The organism is Pseudomonas sp. HN2 (assembly GCF_020736465.1).
GTDB classification, from domain to species: Bacteria; Pseudomonadota; Gammaproteobacteria; order Pseudomonadales; family Pseudomonadaceae; genus Aquipseudomonas; species Aquipseudomonas moraviensis_A.
Map to the genome: position 1 here is coordinate 3009909 of NZ_CP085885.1, position 16351 is coordinate 3026259.

General features: G+C 60.6%; 13 protein-coding genes and 2 pseudogenes. 2 read left to right on the forward strand and 13 right to left on the reverse strand.

The window, feature by feature from the left end; translation table 11 throughout:
• Positions 1-9 precede the first annotated feature (9 nt).
• The 7 genes and pseudogenes from glgA to LIS66_RS27960 form a co-directional block, all read right to left on the reverse strand.
• Positions 10-1596 (reverse strand): glycogen synthase GlgA, encoded by a 1587-nt coding sequence (gene glgA / locus LIS66_RS13135; RefSeq protein WP_042609874.1) that lies wholly within the window; start codon positions 1594-1596, stop codon positions 10-12.
• 589 nt (positions 1597-2185) lie between these two features.
• A complete protein-coding gene (locus LIS66_RS13140) occupies positions 2186-3139 on the reverse strand; it encodes a D-2-hydroxyacid dehydrogenase family protein (RefSeq protein ID WP_227974470.1) in 954 nt (317 codons plus the stop codon).
• Between the two features lie 12 nt (positions 3140-3151).
• Positions 3152-4198 carry an alpha/beta fold hydrolase gene (locus LIS66_RS13145; protein ID WP_227974471.1) on the reverse strand — a complete coding sequence of 349 codons (1047 nt, stop codon included), beginning with the start codon at positions 4196-4198 and terminating at the stop codon, positions 3152-3154.
• A gap of 86 nt (positions 4199-4284) precedes the next feature.
• On the reverse strand, positions 4285-4719 hold the full coding sequence (locus LIS66_RS13150) for a YqaA family protein (protein WP_083352740.1): 435 nt from the start codon (positions 4717-4719) through the stop codon (positions 4285-4287).
• Positions 4719-5165: a DUF411 domain-containing protein gene (locus tag LIS66_RS13155; RefSeq protein ID WP_227974472.1), complete on the reverse strand. Its 447-nt coding sequence runs from the start codon at positions 5163-5165 to the stop codon at positions 4719-4721. The genes LIS66_RS13150 and LIS66_RS13155 overlap by 1 nt, the downstream gene beginning before the upstream one ends.
• Before the next feature lie 212 nt (positions 5166-5377).
• Positions 5378-5905: pseudogene (locus LIS66_RS27955) on the reverse strand (methyl-accepting chemotaxis protein); the annotation flags it as partial.
• Positions 5906-6286: 381 nt separating this feature from the next.
• Positions 6287-7369 (reverse strand): annotated as a pseudogene (locus LIS66_RS27960) (cache domain-containing protein); the annotation flags it as partial.
• Positions 7370-7722: 353 nt separating this feature from the next.
• Between LIS66_RS27960 and LIS66_RS13165 the strand changes: the two are divergent.
• Positions 7723-8250 carry a hypothetical protein gene (locus LIS66_RS13165; RefSeq protein ID WP_042609880.1) on the forward strand — a complete coding sequence of 176 codons (528 nt, stop codon included), beginning with the start codon at positions 7723-7725 and terminating at the stop codon, positions 8248-8250.
• A gap of 45 nt (positions 8251-8295) precedes the next feature.
• Here LIS66_RS13165 and LIS66_RS13170 read toward each other — a convergent pair whose 3' ends face one another.
• The 5 genes from LIS66_RS13170 to LIS66_RS13190 are packed head-to-tail and all read right to left on the reverse strand — an operon-like array spanning position 8296 to position 15346.
• Complete coding sequence (locus LIS66_RS13170; protein WP_227974474.1) at positions 8296-9231, reverse strand: GNAT family N-acetyltransferase; 936 nt, start codon at positions 9229-9231, stop codon at positions 8296-8298.
• A complete protein-coding gene (locus LIS66_RS13175; protein ID WP_227974475.1) occupies positions 9200-10510 on the reverse strand; it encodes a phenylacetate--CoA ligase family protein in 1311 nt (436 codons plus the stop codon). The genes LIS66_RS13170 and LIS66_RS13175 overlap by 32 nt, the downstream gene beginning before the upstream one ends.
• A 44-nt stretch (positions 10511-10554) precedes the next feature.
• A complete protein-coding gene (locus LIS66_RS13180; RefSeq protein WP_227974476.1) occupies positions 10555-12957 on the reverse strand; it encodes an aldehyde dehydrogenase family protein in 2403 nt (800 codons plus the stop codon).
• A gap of 1 nt (position 12958) precedes the next feature.
• Positions 12959-14089 carry an acyl-protein synthase gene (locus LIS66_RS13185; protein ID WP_227974477.1) on the reverse strand — a complete coding sequence of 377 codons (1131 nt, stop codon included), beginning with the start codon at positions 14087-14089 and terminating at the stop codon, positions 12959-12961.
• A gap of 9 nt (positions 14090-14098) precedes the next feature.
• A complete protein-coding gene (locus LIS66_RS13190; protein ID WP_227974478.1) occupies positions 14099-15346 on the reverse strand; it encodes an MFS transporter in 1248 nt (415 codons plus the stop codon).
• Between the two features lie 355 nt (positions 15347-15701).
• Between LIS66_RS13190 and LIS66_RS13195 the strand changes: the two genes are divergently transcribed.
• Complete coding sequence (locus tag LIS66_RS13195) at positions 15702-15890, forward strand: hypothetical protein (protein WP_016770563.1); 189 nt, start codon at positions 15702-15704, stop codon at positions 15888-15890.
• An 18-nt stretch (positions 15891-15908) separates the two neighbouring features.
• On the opposite strand, the gene LIS66_RS13200 is transcribed toward LIS66_RS13195, so the two are convergent.
• Positions 15909-16286 carry a fe2+ zn2+ uptake regulation protein gene (locus tag LIS66_RS13200; RefSeq protein ID WP_064362215.1) on the reverse strand — a complete coding sequence of 126 codons (378 nt, stop codon included), beginning with the start codon at positions 16284-16286 and terminating at the stop codon, positions 15909-15911.
• Between the last annotated feature and the right edge of the window lie 65 nt (positions 16287-16351).

Genomic DNA, 16351 nt, shown 5'->3' on the forward strand with positions numbered 1-16351 from the left:
ACTCCCTGGTTATTTGTGGCTGGCTTTACCCAACGCCTTGGCGACCAGTTGTTCGTAAAGTTCGGCGTAGGGTTCAACTGCTTTGCTCCAGTTGAACGGTGCGGCCATGGCCCGGCAACGCATGGCATTGAGCAGTTCCGGGAAGGCGAAGACCTTGAACGCGCGGCTCAGGGCTTCTTTATAGCTATCAACGGTGGATTCATCGAAAAGGAAGCCAGTGACGCCGTTTTCAATGGTGTCGGCCAGACCGCCGGTGTTGCGCGCGACCGGCAACGAGCCGAAACGCTGGGCGTACATCTGGCTCAGGCCGCACGGCTCGTAACGCGATGGCATCAGAAGGAAATCGCTCCCGGCGAACATGCGCCGGGCATCGGTTTCATTGAAGCCGATGCGCACGCCGATCTGGCCTGGGAAACGCAGGGCCAATTCGCGCATGGCTTGTTCTTCTTCCGGCTCGCCGCGACCGATGATCGCGATCTGGCCACCGTTCTGCACGATGAACTCGGACACCGCTTCGGTGAGGTCGAGGCCTTTCTGATAGACCAGACGCGAGACCACGGCGAACAGTGGACCGGTGGAATCGTGCAGGCCAAACAGCTCACGGACGTGGGCGGCATTGACCGCTTTGCCTTCCCAGTCGCCGATGGCAAACGGGGCGAACAGGTGCGGGTCAGTCGCCGAGTCCCAGCTCTCGTCAATGCCGTTAGGAATGCCGCTGAGCAGACCTTGCTGAGTCTTGGCAGCGAGGAAACCGTCGAGGCCGCAGCCGAAGTCCGGGGTGGTGATTTCCTGGGCATACGTGGCGCTGACGGTGGTGATGTGGCTCGAATAGGCCATGCCGGCCTTGAGGAACGACATCTTGCCGTAGAACTCCATGCCTTCCTGTTGCAGTGCGTGGGCGGGAATCCCAAGCTCCGGGCAGGAACCGAGGCTGGTCACGCCCTGGTAGGCAAGGTTGTGAATAGTGAACAGGGTCGGCGTGCGCTGCCCGCGCCAGTGCATGTAAGCGGGCGCGAGGCCAGCAGGCCAGTCGTGGGCGTGCACCAGATCCGGGCGCCAGTGGATTTGTGCGAGGTTGGCGGCGATGTCGGCAGCGGCCAGACCCAGACGGGCGAAGCGAATATGGTTGTCCGGCCAGTCGCGGCCGTTGTTGGCGCCGTATGGGCCACCTTCACGCTCATAGAGTTCAGGGCAGATCAACACGTAGATCACCAGGCCATCGGGCATGTCCATGCGCCCGATCTTGCAAGGTGGCAGCGCGGCGTGGCCACCCAGTTCGCCGATGATGTGAATCGGGTTTTCGCTGTGCACCACCTGCGGGTAACCGGGAATCAGCACACGCACGTCATGCAGATGAGCCATGGCACGGGGCAGGGCAGCGGAGACGTCACCGAGACCGCCGGTCTTGACCAGATCGGCGATTTCGGACGTGACGAACAATACTTTTTTCTTGTTGGGGTTCTGGCTTGCTACCGGAGCAAGCGCTTTGGTGCCGGGTACGTTGATCTGTCGGCTGCCGGGAACACTGACGGTGCTCGATTCTCCAAGCGACTGGTGAGCACGCTCTCCCTGAATATCCAATGCCGCACTGATCATATGTATCTCCCGTGTGTGATCTGATTCTTGTCTCGAACAAGCTGTTTCGTGGCCAAGTCCTGTGGCCGGGCGCAAAGGCGCCACGCATCGGTGAGCAAATGCTGACCCAACACGCGCAAGCAGAATGGGTGGTGAGGCCGTTGCAAGGATTACACCAGTCGCTTTCGCCCAGTTGTTCTGATGACCTGTGGCGTGAAGCAAAAGTTTCGACTTTTTTTCGTCGGTATGACCGAGTGGTTTAACCACTGAAAAATCAGTCTAGGCCAGATCCTAGAGCGGGTAAGGGCAAATGGGTAAATTGTTCGACAATCGGTTGTGTCGGGATGTAAGTGAGGGTTTAGCGGAGGGAATGCTCCGACGAAGGGCATGTTTTTCGTCTGGAGTGGGCTAAAACGGTGACTGGATGGTCACGATTTTGTGCTAGGGGATGGGGTGCCTGCACTGTTCTGGTGCAGTCAGTTTGATTCTTTGGGCAGTGAGGACGATATCGCGAGCAGGCTCACTCCTACAGGGGAACGCATTTCAAATTGTAGGAGTGAGCCTGCTCGCGATGGCGTCGGCCGAGTCACGGGTGCGCTTGGAGCTGATATCAGTTCAACAGACGGAGCGGCTCTCCCTCCGCCCAACCCTGAATATCCTCGATCATCTGCCGGAAAAACTGCTCATAATTCTGCCGGCTGACATAGCCCACATGCGGCGTGGCGAGGACGTTGTCCAGCGTGCGAAACGGGTGCAGGGCCGGTAGAGGCTCTTGATCGAATACATCCAGCGCCGCCCCGGCAATGCGCCGTTTCTGCAATGCCTTGATCAGCGCGGATTCATCGACGATCGGCCCGCGCGCGGTGTTGACCAGCAGTGCAGTCGGTTTCATCCAGTCCAGCGCCTGGGTATCGACCAGACCGCGACTGCGCTCGCTGAGCACCAGATGCACCGACAGCACGTCGGCCTGTTCGAACAGTTGCTGCTTGCTGATGTAAGTCACGCCGGCCTGTTCAGCGCGTTCGGCGGTGAGGTTTTCGCTCCAGGCAATCACCCGCATGCCGAACACCTGACCGAACTGCGCGACCCGCTGGCCAATGCTGCCCAAGCCGAGAATGCCCAGGGTCTTGCCATGCAGATCACCGCCCAGCCCCTGTTGCCACTGGCCGGCGCGCAGGGCGTTGGCTTCCTTCACCAGATCACGGGTGGCCGCCATGATCAGCGCCCAGGTCAGCTCCGGCGCGGCGTGTTTGTAGCTGTCGGTGCCGCAGACCTTGATGCCCAGCGCTGCTGCGGCAGGCATGTCCAGCGCGGCATTGCGCATGCCGCCGGTGACCAGCAACTTCAATTCAGGCAAGCGTCCAAGCAGATCGGCGTCGAATCGCGTGCGTTCGCGCATCACGCAGATCACTTGATACTTGCCCAAGCGCTCGGCCAGCGTGGCGTTGTCGGCCGGGTAATCGTGCACGAAGGTTACTTCACCGATACCGTCGAGCACTGACCAGTCGACCACATCGCGGGCCACGTCCTGCCAGTCATCGATCACTGCAATCTGCATCGTCATCGCCTTACCTCATCAAGGTACCGAAGGTGTCTTGCCCAGCCAGCCGAGCAGCGCCTGATGGAATTTTTCCGGTTCTTCCATTTGCGGCGCATGACCCATGCCCGGGAATTCAATCAGCGTCGACTGTGGAATCAGCTTGGCGACTTCTTTGCCCAGCACCTCGTAGTGGCCGATTCGGGCTTTCACTTCCGGCGGCGCTAGGTCCTTGCCGATTGCAGTGGTGTCGGACGTGCCGATCAGCAGCAGGGTCGGCATCTTCAGGTCCTTGAACTCGTAGTACACCGGCTGGGTGAAGATCATGTCGTAGATCAGCGCCGAGTTCCATGCGACCTGGGTCTTGCCCGGGCCGTTGCTCAGGCCGGCGAGCATGTCGACCCAACGATCGAATTCGGGCTTCCAGCGGCCATCGTAATAAGTGGTGCGCTCATAGTCGCGAATGCCCTTGGCCGTGACCTGCAACTCGCGCTGGTACCACTGATCGACGGTGCGATACGGAACGCCGAGGGCTTTCCAGTCTTCCAGACCGATCGGGTTGACCATCGCCAGTTGATCGACCTGTTCAGGGAACAGCAGCGCATAACGGGTGGCGAGCATGCCGCCGGTGGAGTGGCCGAGCAGAGTGGCTTTCTGGATGCCCAGCGCTTTGAGCAATTGCTGGGTGTTGGTGGCCAGTTGCTGGAAACTGTATTGATAGTGCTCAGGTTTGCTGGAGGTGCAGAAACCGATCTGGTCCGGGGCGATGACCCGGTAACCGGCATCGCTCAAGGCCTTGATCGAACTGTCCCAGGTCGCCGCGCAGAAATTCTTGCCGTGCATCAGCACCACGGTGCGACCGTTGGCCTTGCCATTGGCGGCGATGTCCATGTAGCCCATTTGCAGTTTCTGGCCCTGGGATTCGAAGGCGAAGTGTTTAAGCGTGTAGGGATACTGGAAACCCTGGAGTTCCGGGCCGTAGGCCGGCCCTTCGGCGGGGGCGGTTTCAGTGGCGGCGTGCGCCATTAGCGGCAACGCAGCGCTGAGAACGAGGCCGGGCAGCCAGCGGGAAAGCGTGACGGACATAAGCACAAACTCCTTGAAAATTGGCCGACTGTGAAAGGCCGGGATTACGCCGACGTTAAACAAAGGCAATCACACGCAGGGTTGGTTCAACCGAGCCAGCCCAGCGTGAGCAAAGCCAGCACGCCATAGCGCGCGCCTTTAGCCAGCGTGACGATCAACAGAAAACGCCCGAGTGGTTCGCGCATGACGCCGGCAATCAAGGTCAGCGGATCGCCGATCACCGGCAGCCAGCTGAGCAGCAGCGACCAGTGCCCGTAGCGTTCGTAATGTTTGCGCGCCTTGGCCATGTGTCGAGGGCTGACCGGAAACCAGCGCCGATCCTGAAAGCGCTCGATGCCACGGCCCAGCCACCAGTTGACCAGCGAACCGAGTACATTGCCCAGCGTCGCCACCCCGAGCAGACCCCACAGCCAATAGCGCTCGCTGACGATCAGCCCGACCAGCAATGCCTCGGACTGCAATGGCAGCAATGTCGCCGCCCCAAACGCCGCAAAGAACAGGCCGAAGTAAGCCGCCCCCATCAACGGGCCGGGTAGTCCGCCACCACCACATCAGCGCCGTCCTTTTTCAGGCCGATGACCTGGTACGCGTCACTCATGCCATCCATTTCCATCCCCGGCGAGCCCATTGGCATGCCCGGCGCGGCAACCCCGAGCAGATCGTCGCGCTTGCTCAACGCGAGCACCTGATCGGCCGGTACATGACCTTCGACGAATTTGCCGTTGATGATTGCCGTGTGACAGGACGCCAGACGCGGTGGTACGCCGTGCTGCTGTTTGAAGCGGCTCATGTCGCTTTCGACGTGACCCTGGACTTTGAAGCCATTGGCTTCGAGATGGCTGATCCACTTTTTGCAGCAGCCGCAATTGGCATCGCGGTGCACTTCGATCGGGATCAGTTCGGCGGCTTGCGCCAGAGAGGAGATGAACAGGGTGCTCAGGGCGAGCAGACGCAGTTGGCTTCGCATGGAAAAGGCTCCCGACTCGGGTGGCGGTCAAAAAGAACCCATTTTGACCGGTTTTTTCGCCCCGGCATCAACTGAGTGTTTCCAGTTGCTACAAGACACGCTAACCAGTGTAGGAGTGAGCCTGCTCGCGATAGCGGTATCCCAGTCGACAAAGTGCTTGGCCGACAAACCGCCATCGCGAGCAGGCTCACTCCTACAGGTATGCGGTTGGCTTAAATAACCTTGAAGCGTCCCATGATCGCACTCACGCGGCTGTTGGCTTCCAGCAATTGCCGGGTATTCAGCTCGCTGGCCTGGCCGCTCTGCACCAGTTCATCGACCATGTGGCGGATCTGCACCATGCTGCGATTGATCTCTTCGGTCACTGCGCTTTGCTGTTCGGCGGCGGTGGCGATCTGGGTGCTGAGGCTGTTGATGTGGCTGACCGAACCGGCCATTTCGTCCAGCCCGGAGTTGACTCGAGCCGTGGCGTCAGCGGCGGACTGACAGCTGGCCTGGGTGTTTTCCATGGCGCTGACCGAAGAGCTCACGCCTTGGGTCAGGCGGGTCAGCATCTCGTTGATTTCCGAGGTGCTAGCCTGAGTACGGGCGGCGAGGGCACGGACTTCATCCGCTACCACCGCAAAGCCACGACCCTGTTCCCCGGCACGCGCCGCTTCAATGGCCGCGTTGAGGGCGAGCAGGTTGGTCTGCCCGGCAATCGCGCCGATCACGCCGAGGATTTCGGTGATGCGCTGGGCGTCCTGCTGCATGTTTTCAACTTTGTGTGTAGCGCTGGCCACTTCGTCGATCAGCGCGACTACGCTGTTGGTCGCTTCACCGACCACGACGCGCGAGCGATCGGCGTTCTCGTTGGCACGTTGAGTGAACGCAGCGGTTTCAGCGGCATTCTGCGCGACGCTTTCGGCGGTCGAGCTCATTTCGGTGATCGCGGTGACAGTCTGGTCGGTTTCCGAGGCGTGACGCAGCAGGATCTGGCTGGTGTGCGCCGAAGTGCGTTGCAGATTTTCGAGGCTCGAAGCCATGGCGCCGGTGGCCTGGGTGACTTCGCCGATCATGTTCTGCAAATAGGCGATGAAGGTGTTGACCGAATGGCCGATGGCACCCAGTTCGTCTTCAGCGCGGATGGTGATGCGGCGGGTCAGGTCGGCGTCGCCGCTGGACAGCGAATCGATGTTGGCCTTCAGTGCCTTCATGCGCTGCACCAGTTTACGAATCGCGTAAACCTGCAACAGCACCAGCAGGATCACCAGCGGAATCTGGATCAGGCTGAGGCTGTGGAGCACGTCGTCGCGCTGGGCAGTGAGCATTTTGGTCGGCAGGGCGGTGGCGAGGAACCACGGTGTGCCCTCGATAGGGCGCATGAAAAATGTAGCGTCTTCACCGTTGTTATCGAACTCGACACGTTGCGCTTTATCCCGATTCTGCAAGCCGGTCTTGATCTGATTGACGAAAGTCGAGCTGGCCGCCAGTTCGCTGATGTTCTTCAACACGATCGGGCCGCTGATGCGCGAGCTGTTGCTGATGATCTTGCCGTCAGCCTCGACGATGAGCATCTCGGCGTTGAGGTCTTTTTCCTTGCGCGCCACCAGATCGTTGAAGAAGCCCAGCGTCACGTCGATGGTCGAAACGCCCCATGCACTGCCGTTCTTGTAGATGGCCATGGCGCAGTTGGTGCGCGGCTCGGCACTGGCGTCGTCTTTATAGGCCGCGGCCCAGGCGCATTGGCCGCGCGGGGTGGCCATGCCGCCCTTGTGCCAGCTCTGGTCGTAGTAGTTCGGTGCGGCGTCGCTGTTCCAGAAGGTGTTGACCTTCAGCTGGCCCGAGGCGTCGCGGTGCCAGAAGGTACTGAATTTGTTGCGCCCGGCTTCACGCTGGCCCGGCAAAGGCCAGATGCCGCCGCCGAAGACTTTCAGCTCGCCGTACTGATCCACCAGGCCCGGCAACACCGTGTCGATGGCGGCGCTGTCGAGCAGCGGGATGGTCTGGGTAATGCTACGTTGCTGCGCCTGTACCTTGTTCAGTTCGCCCTGGATCTGTACGGCGACCTCGGCGATGCGGTTGAGCACGATCTTCTCTTCGGTATCGCGCAGGGTAGGCGCCACCAATTGACTGATGCCGACCACGGTCAGCACTGACAACAACAGGATAAACAGAACCAGAAACAGCGTGTAGCGAGCCTGAATAGTGCGCAGTGCGGGCATGGAACTGATCCTTGAGCGGCGGTGTTGTTGGCTGAGGGGAACAAAACAGGGCGGGGTTCACAGCGTATCGTCGTTTCGGGCGGAAGCTTTAGCTGCTCGCCCGCCGAAACCACCCGGGGCGATGACCGGTTGGTATCAGCTTGGGTACACAACCACGGCGCACGACATTTGTTACATCCCCGTGACCGCTCTAACGCAACGTTTGCTGGTAGTCCGCTTTGTATCGGGAATGTACGAAAGTTGTAAAAAAGCACACAAAAATGTTGGTACTGTCATGTTGCCAGCCGATACTTGCGCGCATTCGAATGGCTGGTACAAGGACATTTCATGCTCATCGCACAAGGAATTCTCGCATGACAATCGGTTATACCGGCGCCTGGGAAAGCAAGGCGGGCGTTATGGTCCGCGACACCGGCGCCAAAAAGCAGGTTTCGCAGAGCGTCAAAGTGCAGCAGATGCTGACGCTGGTCGGTAACGATCCGAACGCGCTGAACGTCGCGGAGATGGACAAACAAGGTCTGCGCAAGCAGATCAAGGGTTTCGACCCGGCCAACGTGTCCGTCAAGCAGTTGGGTAACCTCAGCGAATTCCTGCGCGGGCGTGGACTGATTTCCGAGATCACTTCGATCACCCTGCTCAATGCTGGCGACAAGTTCGATCGTTTCGGTGTGCAGAAAGACCCGGAGGCCAAGTTCAATGCTCTGGAGTATTTCGCCACGCAGCTCGACGCCATCCAGACCAACAGTCTGAACGGCAACTATTACGGCAAGAGCCTGATTCCCGAATTCAAAAAAGCCATTTACGTCCTGCAGAACCTCAAGACGTACGGCGAAGGCAATGCTGCCGTGCCGTCCGACAAGGGCATCAAAGCCAAGGCATAAGCCCGCCCGCAATGAGCAGGCTCATGCCGGTTCACCACCGCACGATCACACCCGCGGTAAATCACGGCCCGTGATTTGCCGTTGCGTCTGATCATGCAGTGCTTGCATGTGCGGGCAATGCAAGTCCAGTTTGCGCGGGCGGTAGCCGCGATGAAACAACGCCAGCCAGCCGCCCTGGTTATCTTGCGCTGGCGCCAGACCGGTGAAGGCAAAACCGATGGCGTTGAGGCTGTGCAGATCCACGGCGAACTGTCGGGACAGTTGCAGACGGATCGAAATCAGCCAGTGCCTGGGCAGCGTTCTCAATTGGTTCAGCAGTTCCGGGTCGAGTTTTTCCAGCAACATTTCATGGCGACTGCCGTGCTGCTCAACCTGAAACGCGCCTCCGCGCCAACGCGCTGCGCTGGCGCCGGCACCGAACACAGCCATCAGATGCTCCATGAATACACGACAACTGGCTGGCCACGCCTGCTCCGGCAGCGGCCGCTGATAGCCGTCGATGGCGCGGACCCCCAGTACGACCGACTCCGGTTTCTTGCTGCCGAAAGGCGAGTGGACAAAGTCAGGCAACAGGCCGGTGTTATGGAATCCCAGATTCAGCGCCATGCGCTGGGTGTACGGGTGATGGGTCACCTGTTTGATGGACACGCTGCGACAGCCCAAAGCCTGCGCATGAGTCAGCAGTTGCTCGCCCAGGCGTGTCGCGATGTTCTGACAGCGAGTGTCAGGATGGACGGCGCTCAACGCCAGTTCAGCGTCGTGTGAGGTTTCGCTTTGCCTGTACAAGGTGGCATGGCCGCGAATCCGCTCACCCTCGACCGCCACCAGCGAGTGCCAGCGTTTTTTGGCATGGTTCTGACTGATCAGGCAGGGCAGATACACATCGCTTTGTACGTAATGATCGCCGTACACCTCGCGAAACAGCTCGCTGACGGCCGTGGCGTCGCTCTCACGGTAATTGCGCAGGATCAACGGTTCCATCACGCACCTCCCTGTCATGTTGGTCATAGCAGCGATGATCGACGATTCGCAGGCTTTTACCTGCGCGAGGATGGCGCACGAGATCCTCGAAGCCGCAGCTGTGGATACGCAGCTCCAGCAGTCGAGCGTTTCGCAGTGGGGTTATCTGCGGGTAAAGTTCGATCAAACGAGCCTCGAGTGTCCCGTCGATGCCGGCGGATCGTTCGTTCGCCACGTATTTCAACGTCAGCACATCCCCGTCGTCGGCCTGTTCAATCACCAATTGCCAATCGTCGCTGCCAGTCGTGCACCTCACGGTGTCGCTGATTTCATCCGTCATCAGCGACAGGATCCCGACCCGCACGCGCTGGCTGCTACAGCTGCGGCCCCTCAGCGCGAATTTGCGTTGCGCCGTGCCCTCCGGTTCGCGCCAGCACGCCAGGTCACCCACGGGATAGCGGATCAGCGGCATCAAACGGCGATGGAGGTTGGTCAATACCAGCACACCGGTTTTGTCGCAGTCCTCGATCCGTGCCCCTGTGTGCGGGTCGATGATCTCCAGCAGGACGTGGCCGTCAGGCGTGCGGTGTTCGCCCTCCATGCAGTCACGGTGGCTGGCACCGATAAATCCACCGTCGACGCTGGCGTAGCCAATGGAGGCAATGCGCGCGTTGGGCAGCACTTGCCGGAGCAGTTGCCGTTGCGAGGCGAACAGGCTCTCCCCGCCGTACAGCACGCTGTCAATCAACGGCAATGCCCGCTTGTGTTGCTTGAGCCAACCGGCAAAGGTCAATAGCTGCGCGGGCGGGCCGGCCAGCACGTTGATCCGGTGTTGCCCGATGGCATCGGCCAGCCTTGCCGGGTCAACGTCACCGGTAAACGGAAACTCGGTGACAGCCGGTGTAACGTGGGCCAGGGAATCGTGGATAAACAGGAAACTGGCATAGAGGTCGCCGGCGAAAAACAGATTGGCTACTCGGTCGCCGGGGGTGAATTGCGCGCTGAGACTGCGGCCGAAGTCCTCGGCCGTGCGTTGCCATTCAGCGCGCGTATAGACCGACAGTCGGCCGCCACCGGTTGACCCGCCGGTCTTGAAGACCAGCGCAGCCCGTACGGGGGCAGTCAAGACTGCCCATTCATCAAGGTTCTCGCTGCCAGTCCAGAATCCTGCAGGATCGAGCACAGGCCATTCGCTCAGTCGGTTGAGCGCCTCTGGAACCTCGGCGAGACAATTCTTGTAGTAGGGCGAATGCTGACGGACAAAGCCCATCAATTCGCCAATCGGGTGGTTTTTTTTCACGATGTCTTCTTCTTGTTTCGAATAAGCCAGCTCACGTTCGAACGTCAGCGGCGAGAGTCAATGACCAACGGCGTCTTGCCGCTGTATTTGTTCTGAATGAAAGCCACGGGCGAGCATTGTTCTATGTGCAGAACCAGTACTCCGGTGTCGACGGCGCTCATCAGGGTCGAATTATTGGCGAGCCGTGCCCTGACCGCGTCGGCTGCAAGTTCGCTGTGCACTTGCAGCCGCTCGATGCCCTCGGCGCTGTGATCCAGACGCAACTGAAACGGAACTTGCAGTCGTGTCGCCAGTTCGCTCAGAGAGATAAAGTAAGTGCCGATACGCAGCAGCGTGCCGTGGCGTTGCAACAGTTCGAAGCGCGGCGACTGCAGTCCGCAGGCGCAAACGCCCGGCAGCCAGCGCCCGGTGTCGCCAAGCTCATACCGCTCAACGCGCTGGCCGCCGTCGCGGGCGAGCGAGGTCACCACCAGCCGGCCGACTTGATCATCGACAATCGTTACATCCTCATCTAACGCGACGATTTCCAGCTGCTGGATATCATTCATCAAATGGAACACCCCGTCCGCTGAAGCCTGGCACGCATGGCCAAGCGGGCCGGCATCGACGCTGCCGTAGATCGCCGAGCGAATGAGCACGACGCCACAACTGCGGAGCAATTCACGGTTCTGCTCGCTGAGGTGCTCGCCACCCATGAAGACCTTTTCGACCCCGCCATAAGCGCGCAGACGCTCCTGCTCGTTGAGGAACAGGCGATGCAGCGTGCCGGGCATGCCGACCAGCACATTGACCCGCTGTTCGATAATCAATTGGGCAATTTCCCGATAGTCTTCGTCGGCCGGGGCGGCCATGGGCAGATGCGGCACCTGCAGGCATTCCAGCGCTTTGTTGAGGCTCAGAAAGCCGGCGTACAGCCCGCCACAGTAGAACAGGTTCATGGCCCGATCCCGCGCCGGATCGAGGCCGGCGGCGAACAGGCCGTCAGCCGTTGCGCGCATCTGACGATCGAAATCGCGATAACTGTAGCCAGCCAGCGCAGGGGTGCCGTTGGTGCCGCCGGAGCGAAAATACAACTGCGCCTGAGCATTGATGGGTTGGGCGATGAAGGCCGCTTTGTCCATGATCGGAGCGCACGACTTCGGCGGTAATGGCGCTACATCGAGACGGGCCTGTCTTGGCAATTGCGTGGCCGCCAGACTCACCGATACCCGACGACTCAGACGTTGCAGCGCATAGACACCGTCATGGGGTTCGCCTTGGTAACCGTCGTGAATGCTGCTGATCGGTGCGATACGCGTAACGCCGGCACCGATCAGCGCATGGGTCAGCCCGGCGATGGATGCCGGCGCACACACCAGCGCACAGCTTTGCAGCACGTTGCGCCAGGGCAACAGCGTCGCGCTCAGCAGAGCCTTCGGCACCGGGTGCAGCAAGACACTGCGAAACAGCGGCGACGGCGCGAGTTGCCGGTCGTGGCGCCAGATCACCCGCCAGCCCGCGCCGGCCCAAACCTGCCCGGTGTGTTCGGCGAAACTCTGGCCGAGGCGGGCCATTTGCAGGTGCGTGGTGATTTGTGAAGCTTCCTGAAGTGTCGGCGCCAGTGCGGGCCAGGCCGCGTGGCGACGCTCGAAGGCTTGCGCCAACTGTTCACCGATGCCGCGCACAATCTGCGGATCATCGCTGTCCACCAGCAGCCATTGCGGGCTCGAGCAGGCCTGCTGATCCAGTCGGCAGACTTCATCGGCCACCGCTTCAAGCATCTGCGGCGTGGCGGTTTCGGGCGTCAGGTACACGAAACTGATGCGATGGCCCCAATCGATCCAGCGGCAACCCGGCGCCAGTTGTTGCCGAATGGCCTGCAGGGCCGCGTCGCCACCCCATGCCGCGACGCCGTTGGCGTGCTTGCACAGTTGGCCGATCTGCCCGGTCTCGGCCGGGATCACCGCGACGTAACCGGCCAGTTGCCCGCCTGCGTCGCAGTTCGCCAAGGCGCAGAGCAGGCGTGCCGTCAGGCCCTGATCGCTGCGGCTGGGGCGCAACCAGTTGACGTTGCCGGCGAGCAGACTTTCAACCACCGCGCAGAACGCCAGCAGCGGCGCATTGGCGGGGGTGATGTGCACCACCAGCCCGAGCGGGCGCCAGGCTTCGAAGCGTGGCTGACGATAATCGATACGGCGCAGGGAATCGGCATCGACGCCGAGTTCGCGCCGGCGTTTGTGCTGCAACGCGTCGGGTTGGCAGAAATCGATCAGGGCTTGCCGCTGTTCGCTGTCGAGGGGCAGGTCCGTGGCGGTGTTACGCAGATGTTCTGCAAACCCGGCGACGGCCTTGATGACGGTGTTGCTGTCGAGTGCCGTCGCCAGGCGTTGCGGCAACTGCCGTTGCAGATCTTCCAGCGCATGCTCGAGGCTGCAGGTGTGATGCAGCTGTCCATTGATCAGATACATATCAGTGACTTCCCAGTAATTCGGCGGCGGCCATTGCGCAGCTTCTGCCCGCCGAGGTGCCGGCGCGGCCGTGCAGTTCGAACCAGTCGCCGGTCAATCCGCAGCCGCAGCTTGCACCCGGGTGCAGCGTGGCGAGGTCACTCATGACCACGGCGTGAGCCGGACTGGAGGTGATATAGGGCGAGACGAAGCCGAGCAGACCTGGTTGGCCGTAGGGCAGCAGGGATAAATCCGCTGGGTTGCGAATCAGCACCCGGGAGTACACCGGCACATGAAACCGGTGACGGGCGCATTCGATATAAGGCACGGCGTGCTCGACAGCGCCGTAACCATCGCGGCAGCGGGCGGGCTCGATGCCCAGTTGTCGATGGATATGGGCGTAGAACTGCTGTTTGGGGATTTCCTGCGCAGCCTGGGTTTTCCAGCCACCGCCAAAAAAGGCCAGCGAACCGGTGGGTAGTTGCAGATCCTGCACACCAGTGTCCTGCATGCGTTGCAGGGTCTGCCACAAAAACGCCGGAAAGCCGAAGACCCGCACCGGCAAACCTTCTTCAGCGAATGATTGCAACGCGGCGATCACCCCGAACACGTCGAACTGGTGGCCGCTACCGGTGTTGCGCAAGGCGTAGAACACCCGGTTGGCCCGGGCGAACCGACACAGAAACTGATCGGTGAACGAAGTGCCGAGGGTAATGCGGCCTGCGGGTTCGTAGCTCAGCAGCAGGTAGTTGCACGGTGTGTCCGGCGTGTCCCAGCGGTAATGACGGAATATGTGCGCGACCATCGATTGCGCCCGCGCCAGGCTGCGCTCGTCATAGCGCATTCGGCTTTTCTGGCCGCTGGTGCCCGACGACGTCAGCCCGAGGGCGTCTGTGCCAGTGCTGCTCAGCAGCAGGTGCTGTTTGAAGAAGCTGGCAAAAATCGGCGGCAGACGTGACCAGTCATCGAGGCTGTTGAGGTTTTGTGGCGACAGCCCATGGGCGTTGAGCCAGTGGCTGTAACCCGGTGTGTAATCGCAGTGAAAACGGCTGATTTCAGTCATCGCCCGATCGAACAGACCGGCCTGGGCTGAATCCGGGCAATAGGGTCGCGGCAACGCGCACAGCGCGTCGGCATAGGGTAGGTGAGTCATCAATGTTCCTTATTGAGGCGAGGCCACATCAGGCGTGGCGGTTTGCAAGAGCCGGTACATCAAAGGCAGGCACATGAGCCCGCCGAATGCGGCCCAGAGAGCGAAATATTCCAGACGACTGCCGCCACCGATGGCGGCAATCAATGAGCCGCCGAGGCCCATCACGGCAATCGAGATCATCCCGGTCAGCGCTGACACCAGACCTTTGCTGTCATCACTGGAAAACAGCGCCAGGCGATAAACCACCGCATTGCTCATGCCCAGCCCGACGGCGTACAACGCCAGGCTCGCCACCACGGGACCCAGTCCCGCGCCGAGCAACGCGCACGCCGCCAGCAGCACCAGGCCCAGACAAAACGGCCAAAGCGCCCATTGAAGCAATTGCGGCAACGAATGTGTGTGCAGCAAGCGGTCGAGAATCAGATTGCCGGCGATGACCGCCGAGAACACCGGGATCTGCCACAGGCCATATTCCAATGGCGGCAGTTGCAGAACCCGCACCAGCAGCAATGGCGCCAGGCCGATCCAGGCAATCAGCGGCAGACTCATCAGGCCGAGCGCCAGGCTCGCGCAAAGAAAACGCGGATTGCCGAGCAGCGCGGCATAGCGTTGCGAAGTGCGTCGCCAGGAGAAGGGCACGCGGGCATTTCGATAACCATCGCGGCGCTCGACGCCCACGGTTTCCGGCATCCACAGCAACAGGCCGAGCCAGACCAGCGCCGCTGCGCAGCCGAGGAGCAGAAAGATTTCCCGCCAGCTCAGCCATTCCAGCAAGAGGATTCCCAGTAGCGGCCCGAGCAGGGGCGACAACAAGGCAACATTGCCGAGCAGCGCCATGAGTCTGACGGCGTCGGCTTCGCAGAATACCTCCTGCAATGCCGGGTAACTGACTGCGACGACGAAGCCCAGCCCCATGCCCTGCAACAGGCGCAACAGGTTGAAAGCTTCAATGCTGTCAGTCAAGAAAGCCGCCGCGCACGAGACGCCGAACAGCGCGCTGCCGATCAACAACAGTGGTCGTCGGCCAAATTGATCGGACAACGGGCCGAGTAACCATTGCAGGCAGACTCCACCCAACAGGTAAAGATTGAAGGCATGGGGAACATGCCGCGCGTCCGCCTCGAGTTCGGTTGTGACGTCGAGCATCGCCGGCATGATCACGTCGCTGGCCATGTAAGTGAGCAGTTCGAAAGCGGTCAGCGCCAGACAGAAACCGGCTACCTGTCGGGGGCCGATGTTTATAAGTGTTCTCTGCATGAACGTCCCTGTTTATCGGTTGTAGGAAGTTCGCAGAGCCTAGGCGCAGACGCGCAGCGCACCTAGGCGTTTGCTGCGTCAGCAGATTTCAAAAACTTACGACATGTTTAATGGATCGGCGCGGCACATAACATGTTTACCTGCGGCCACTCGGCATAAACAACAATGCCCGCGACAGTGCGGGCATTGTTTGCAGTCGATCAGCCGGGCGGGCCGTGCTTCGAGGTTGGGCGGTCATGCAGCCAAAAATCTTCAGCGCCTGTAACATGGCATCCCCGTTTGCCCCGACACCTCACGTGATCCGGCAAGCGTATGGCTTGCAAACGCAGACATTCCAACGTTTCAGGAAACCGCAATGACCCAGAAGCAACGCTTGATTTATTCGATTCTGATCGCTCTGTCCGTACTGGCGATCATGCTGGGCCTGTCCTGGCTGCAAAACGCCGGCATGATCACCGAGAAGACCTTCCAGTACGTGGCGATCGGTGTGGCCGTGGTTGTGGTGGTGATCAACGGCGTGATGCGCCGCAAGGTCAAGCCCTGACGGCGAACAGCCAGGGCCTCAATCGTGGTTGAGGACCGCTGCAGCCTGTGGGTGCAGGCTGTAACTCTTGTCGGCGTTGATGGTGATCACGCCTTCGGCGCACAAGCGTTTAAGCACTTCGCGCACGCTCAGAAACGACAACGGCACGTCCAGATCCAGCAACTGGCTATGCACACCGCGCACGCCCAGACGCCGATCGCTCTGTGCCGCCACCAGCAGGGCGTCGATGACTTTCAGGCGAATCAGGCTGGTGCGCAGGCCGAAACTCTTCAGCAGAACGCGAATACGCTCATTGCCCGGACGCTCGCCGCGCTGGGTGAAATTGCCAGTGTGCGAACTCATGGAAACGCCCTGTGGCGTCTGGCTACCGTCCGATGGTAGTTGCGAGTTGTACATGCGATTACTCCTTTTCAGAGCCAGATCGGGAAAGGTTTTGTTGCGCTCTCTAAACAAGACGTTTC

What these genes read in the sequence shown, in the direction of transcription:
- glgA (WP_042609874.1), bottom strand. Translation starts at nt 1,596, where the DNA reads ATGATCAGTGCGGCATTGGATATTCAGGGAGAGCGTGCTCACCAGTCG.
- LIS66_RS13140 (WP_227974470.1), bottom strand. Translation starts at nt 3,139, where the DNA reads ATGACGATGCAGATTGCAGTGATCGATGACTGGCAGGACGTGGCCCGC.
- LIS66_RS13145 (WP_227974471.1), bottom strand. Translation starts at nt 4,198, where the DNA reads ATGTCCGTCACGCTTTCCCGCTGGCTGCCCGGCCTCGTTCTCAGCGCT.
- LIS66_RS13150 (WP_083352740.1), bottom strand. Translation starts at nt 4,719, where the DNA reads ATGGGGGCGGCTTACTTCGGCCTGTTCTTTGCGGCGTTTGGGGCGGCG.
- LIS66_RS13155 (WP_227974472.1), bottom strand. Translation starts at nt 5,165, where the DNA reads ATGCGAAGCCAACTGCGTCTGCTCGCCCTGAGCACCCTGTTCATCTCC.
- LIS66_RS13165 (WP_042609880.1), top strand. Translation starts at nt 7,723, where the DNA reads ATGACAATCGGTTATACCGGCGCCTGGGAAAGCAAGGCGGGCGTTATG.
- LIS66_RS13170 (WP_227974474.1), bottom strand. Translation starts at nt 9,231, where the DNA reads ATGGAACCGTTGATCCTGCGCAATTACCGTGAGAGCGACGCCACGGCC.
- LIS66_RS13180 (WP_227974476.1), bottom strand. Translation starts at nt 12,957, where the DNA reads ATGTATCTGATCAATGGACAGCTGCATCACACCTGCAGCCTCGAGCAT.
- LIS66_RS13185 (WP_227974477.1), bottom strand. Translation starts at nt 14,089, where the DNA reads ATGACTCACCTACCCTATGCCGACGCGCTGTGCGCGTTGCCGCGACCC.
- LIS66_RS13190 (WP_227974478.1), bottom strand. Translation starts at nt 15,346, where the DNA reads ATGCAGAGAACACTTATAAACATCGGCCCCCGACAGGTAGCCGGTTTC.
- LIS66_RS13195 (WP_016770563.1), top strand. Translation starts at nt 15,702, where the DNA reads ATGACCCAGAAGCAACGCTTGATTTATTCGATTCTGATCGCTCTGTCC.
- LIS66_RS13200 (WP_064362215.1), bottom strand. Translation starts at nt 16,286, where the DNA reads ATGTACAACTCGCAACTACCATCGGACGGTAGCCAGACGCCACAGGGC.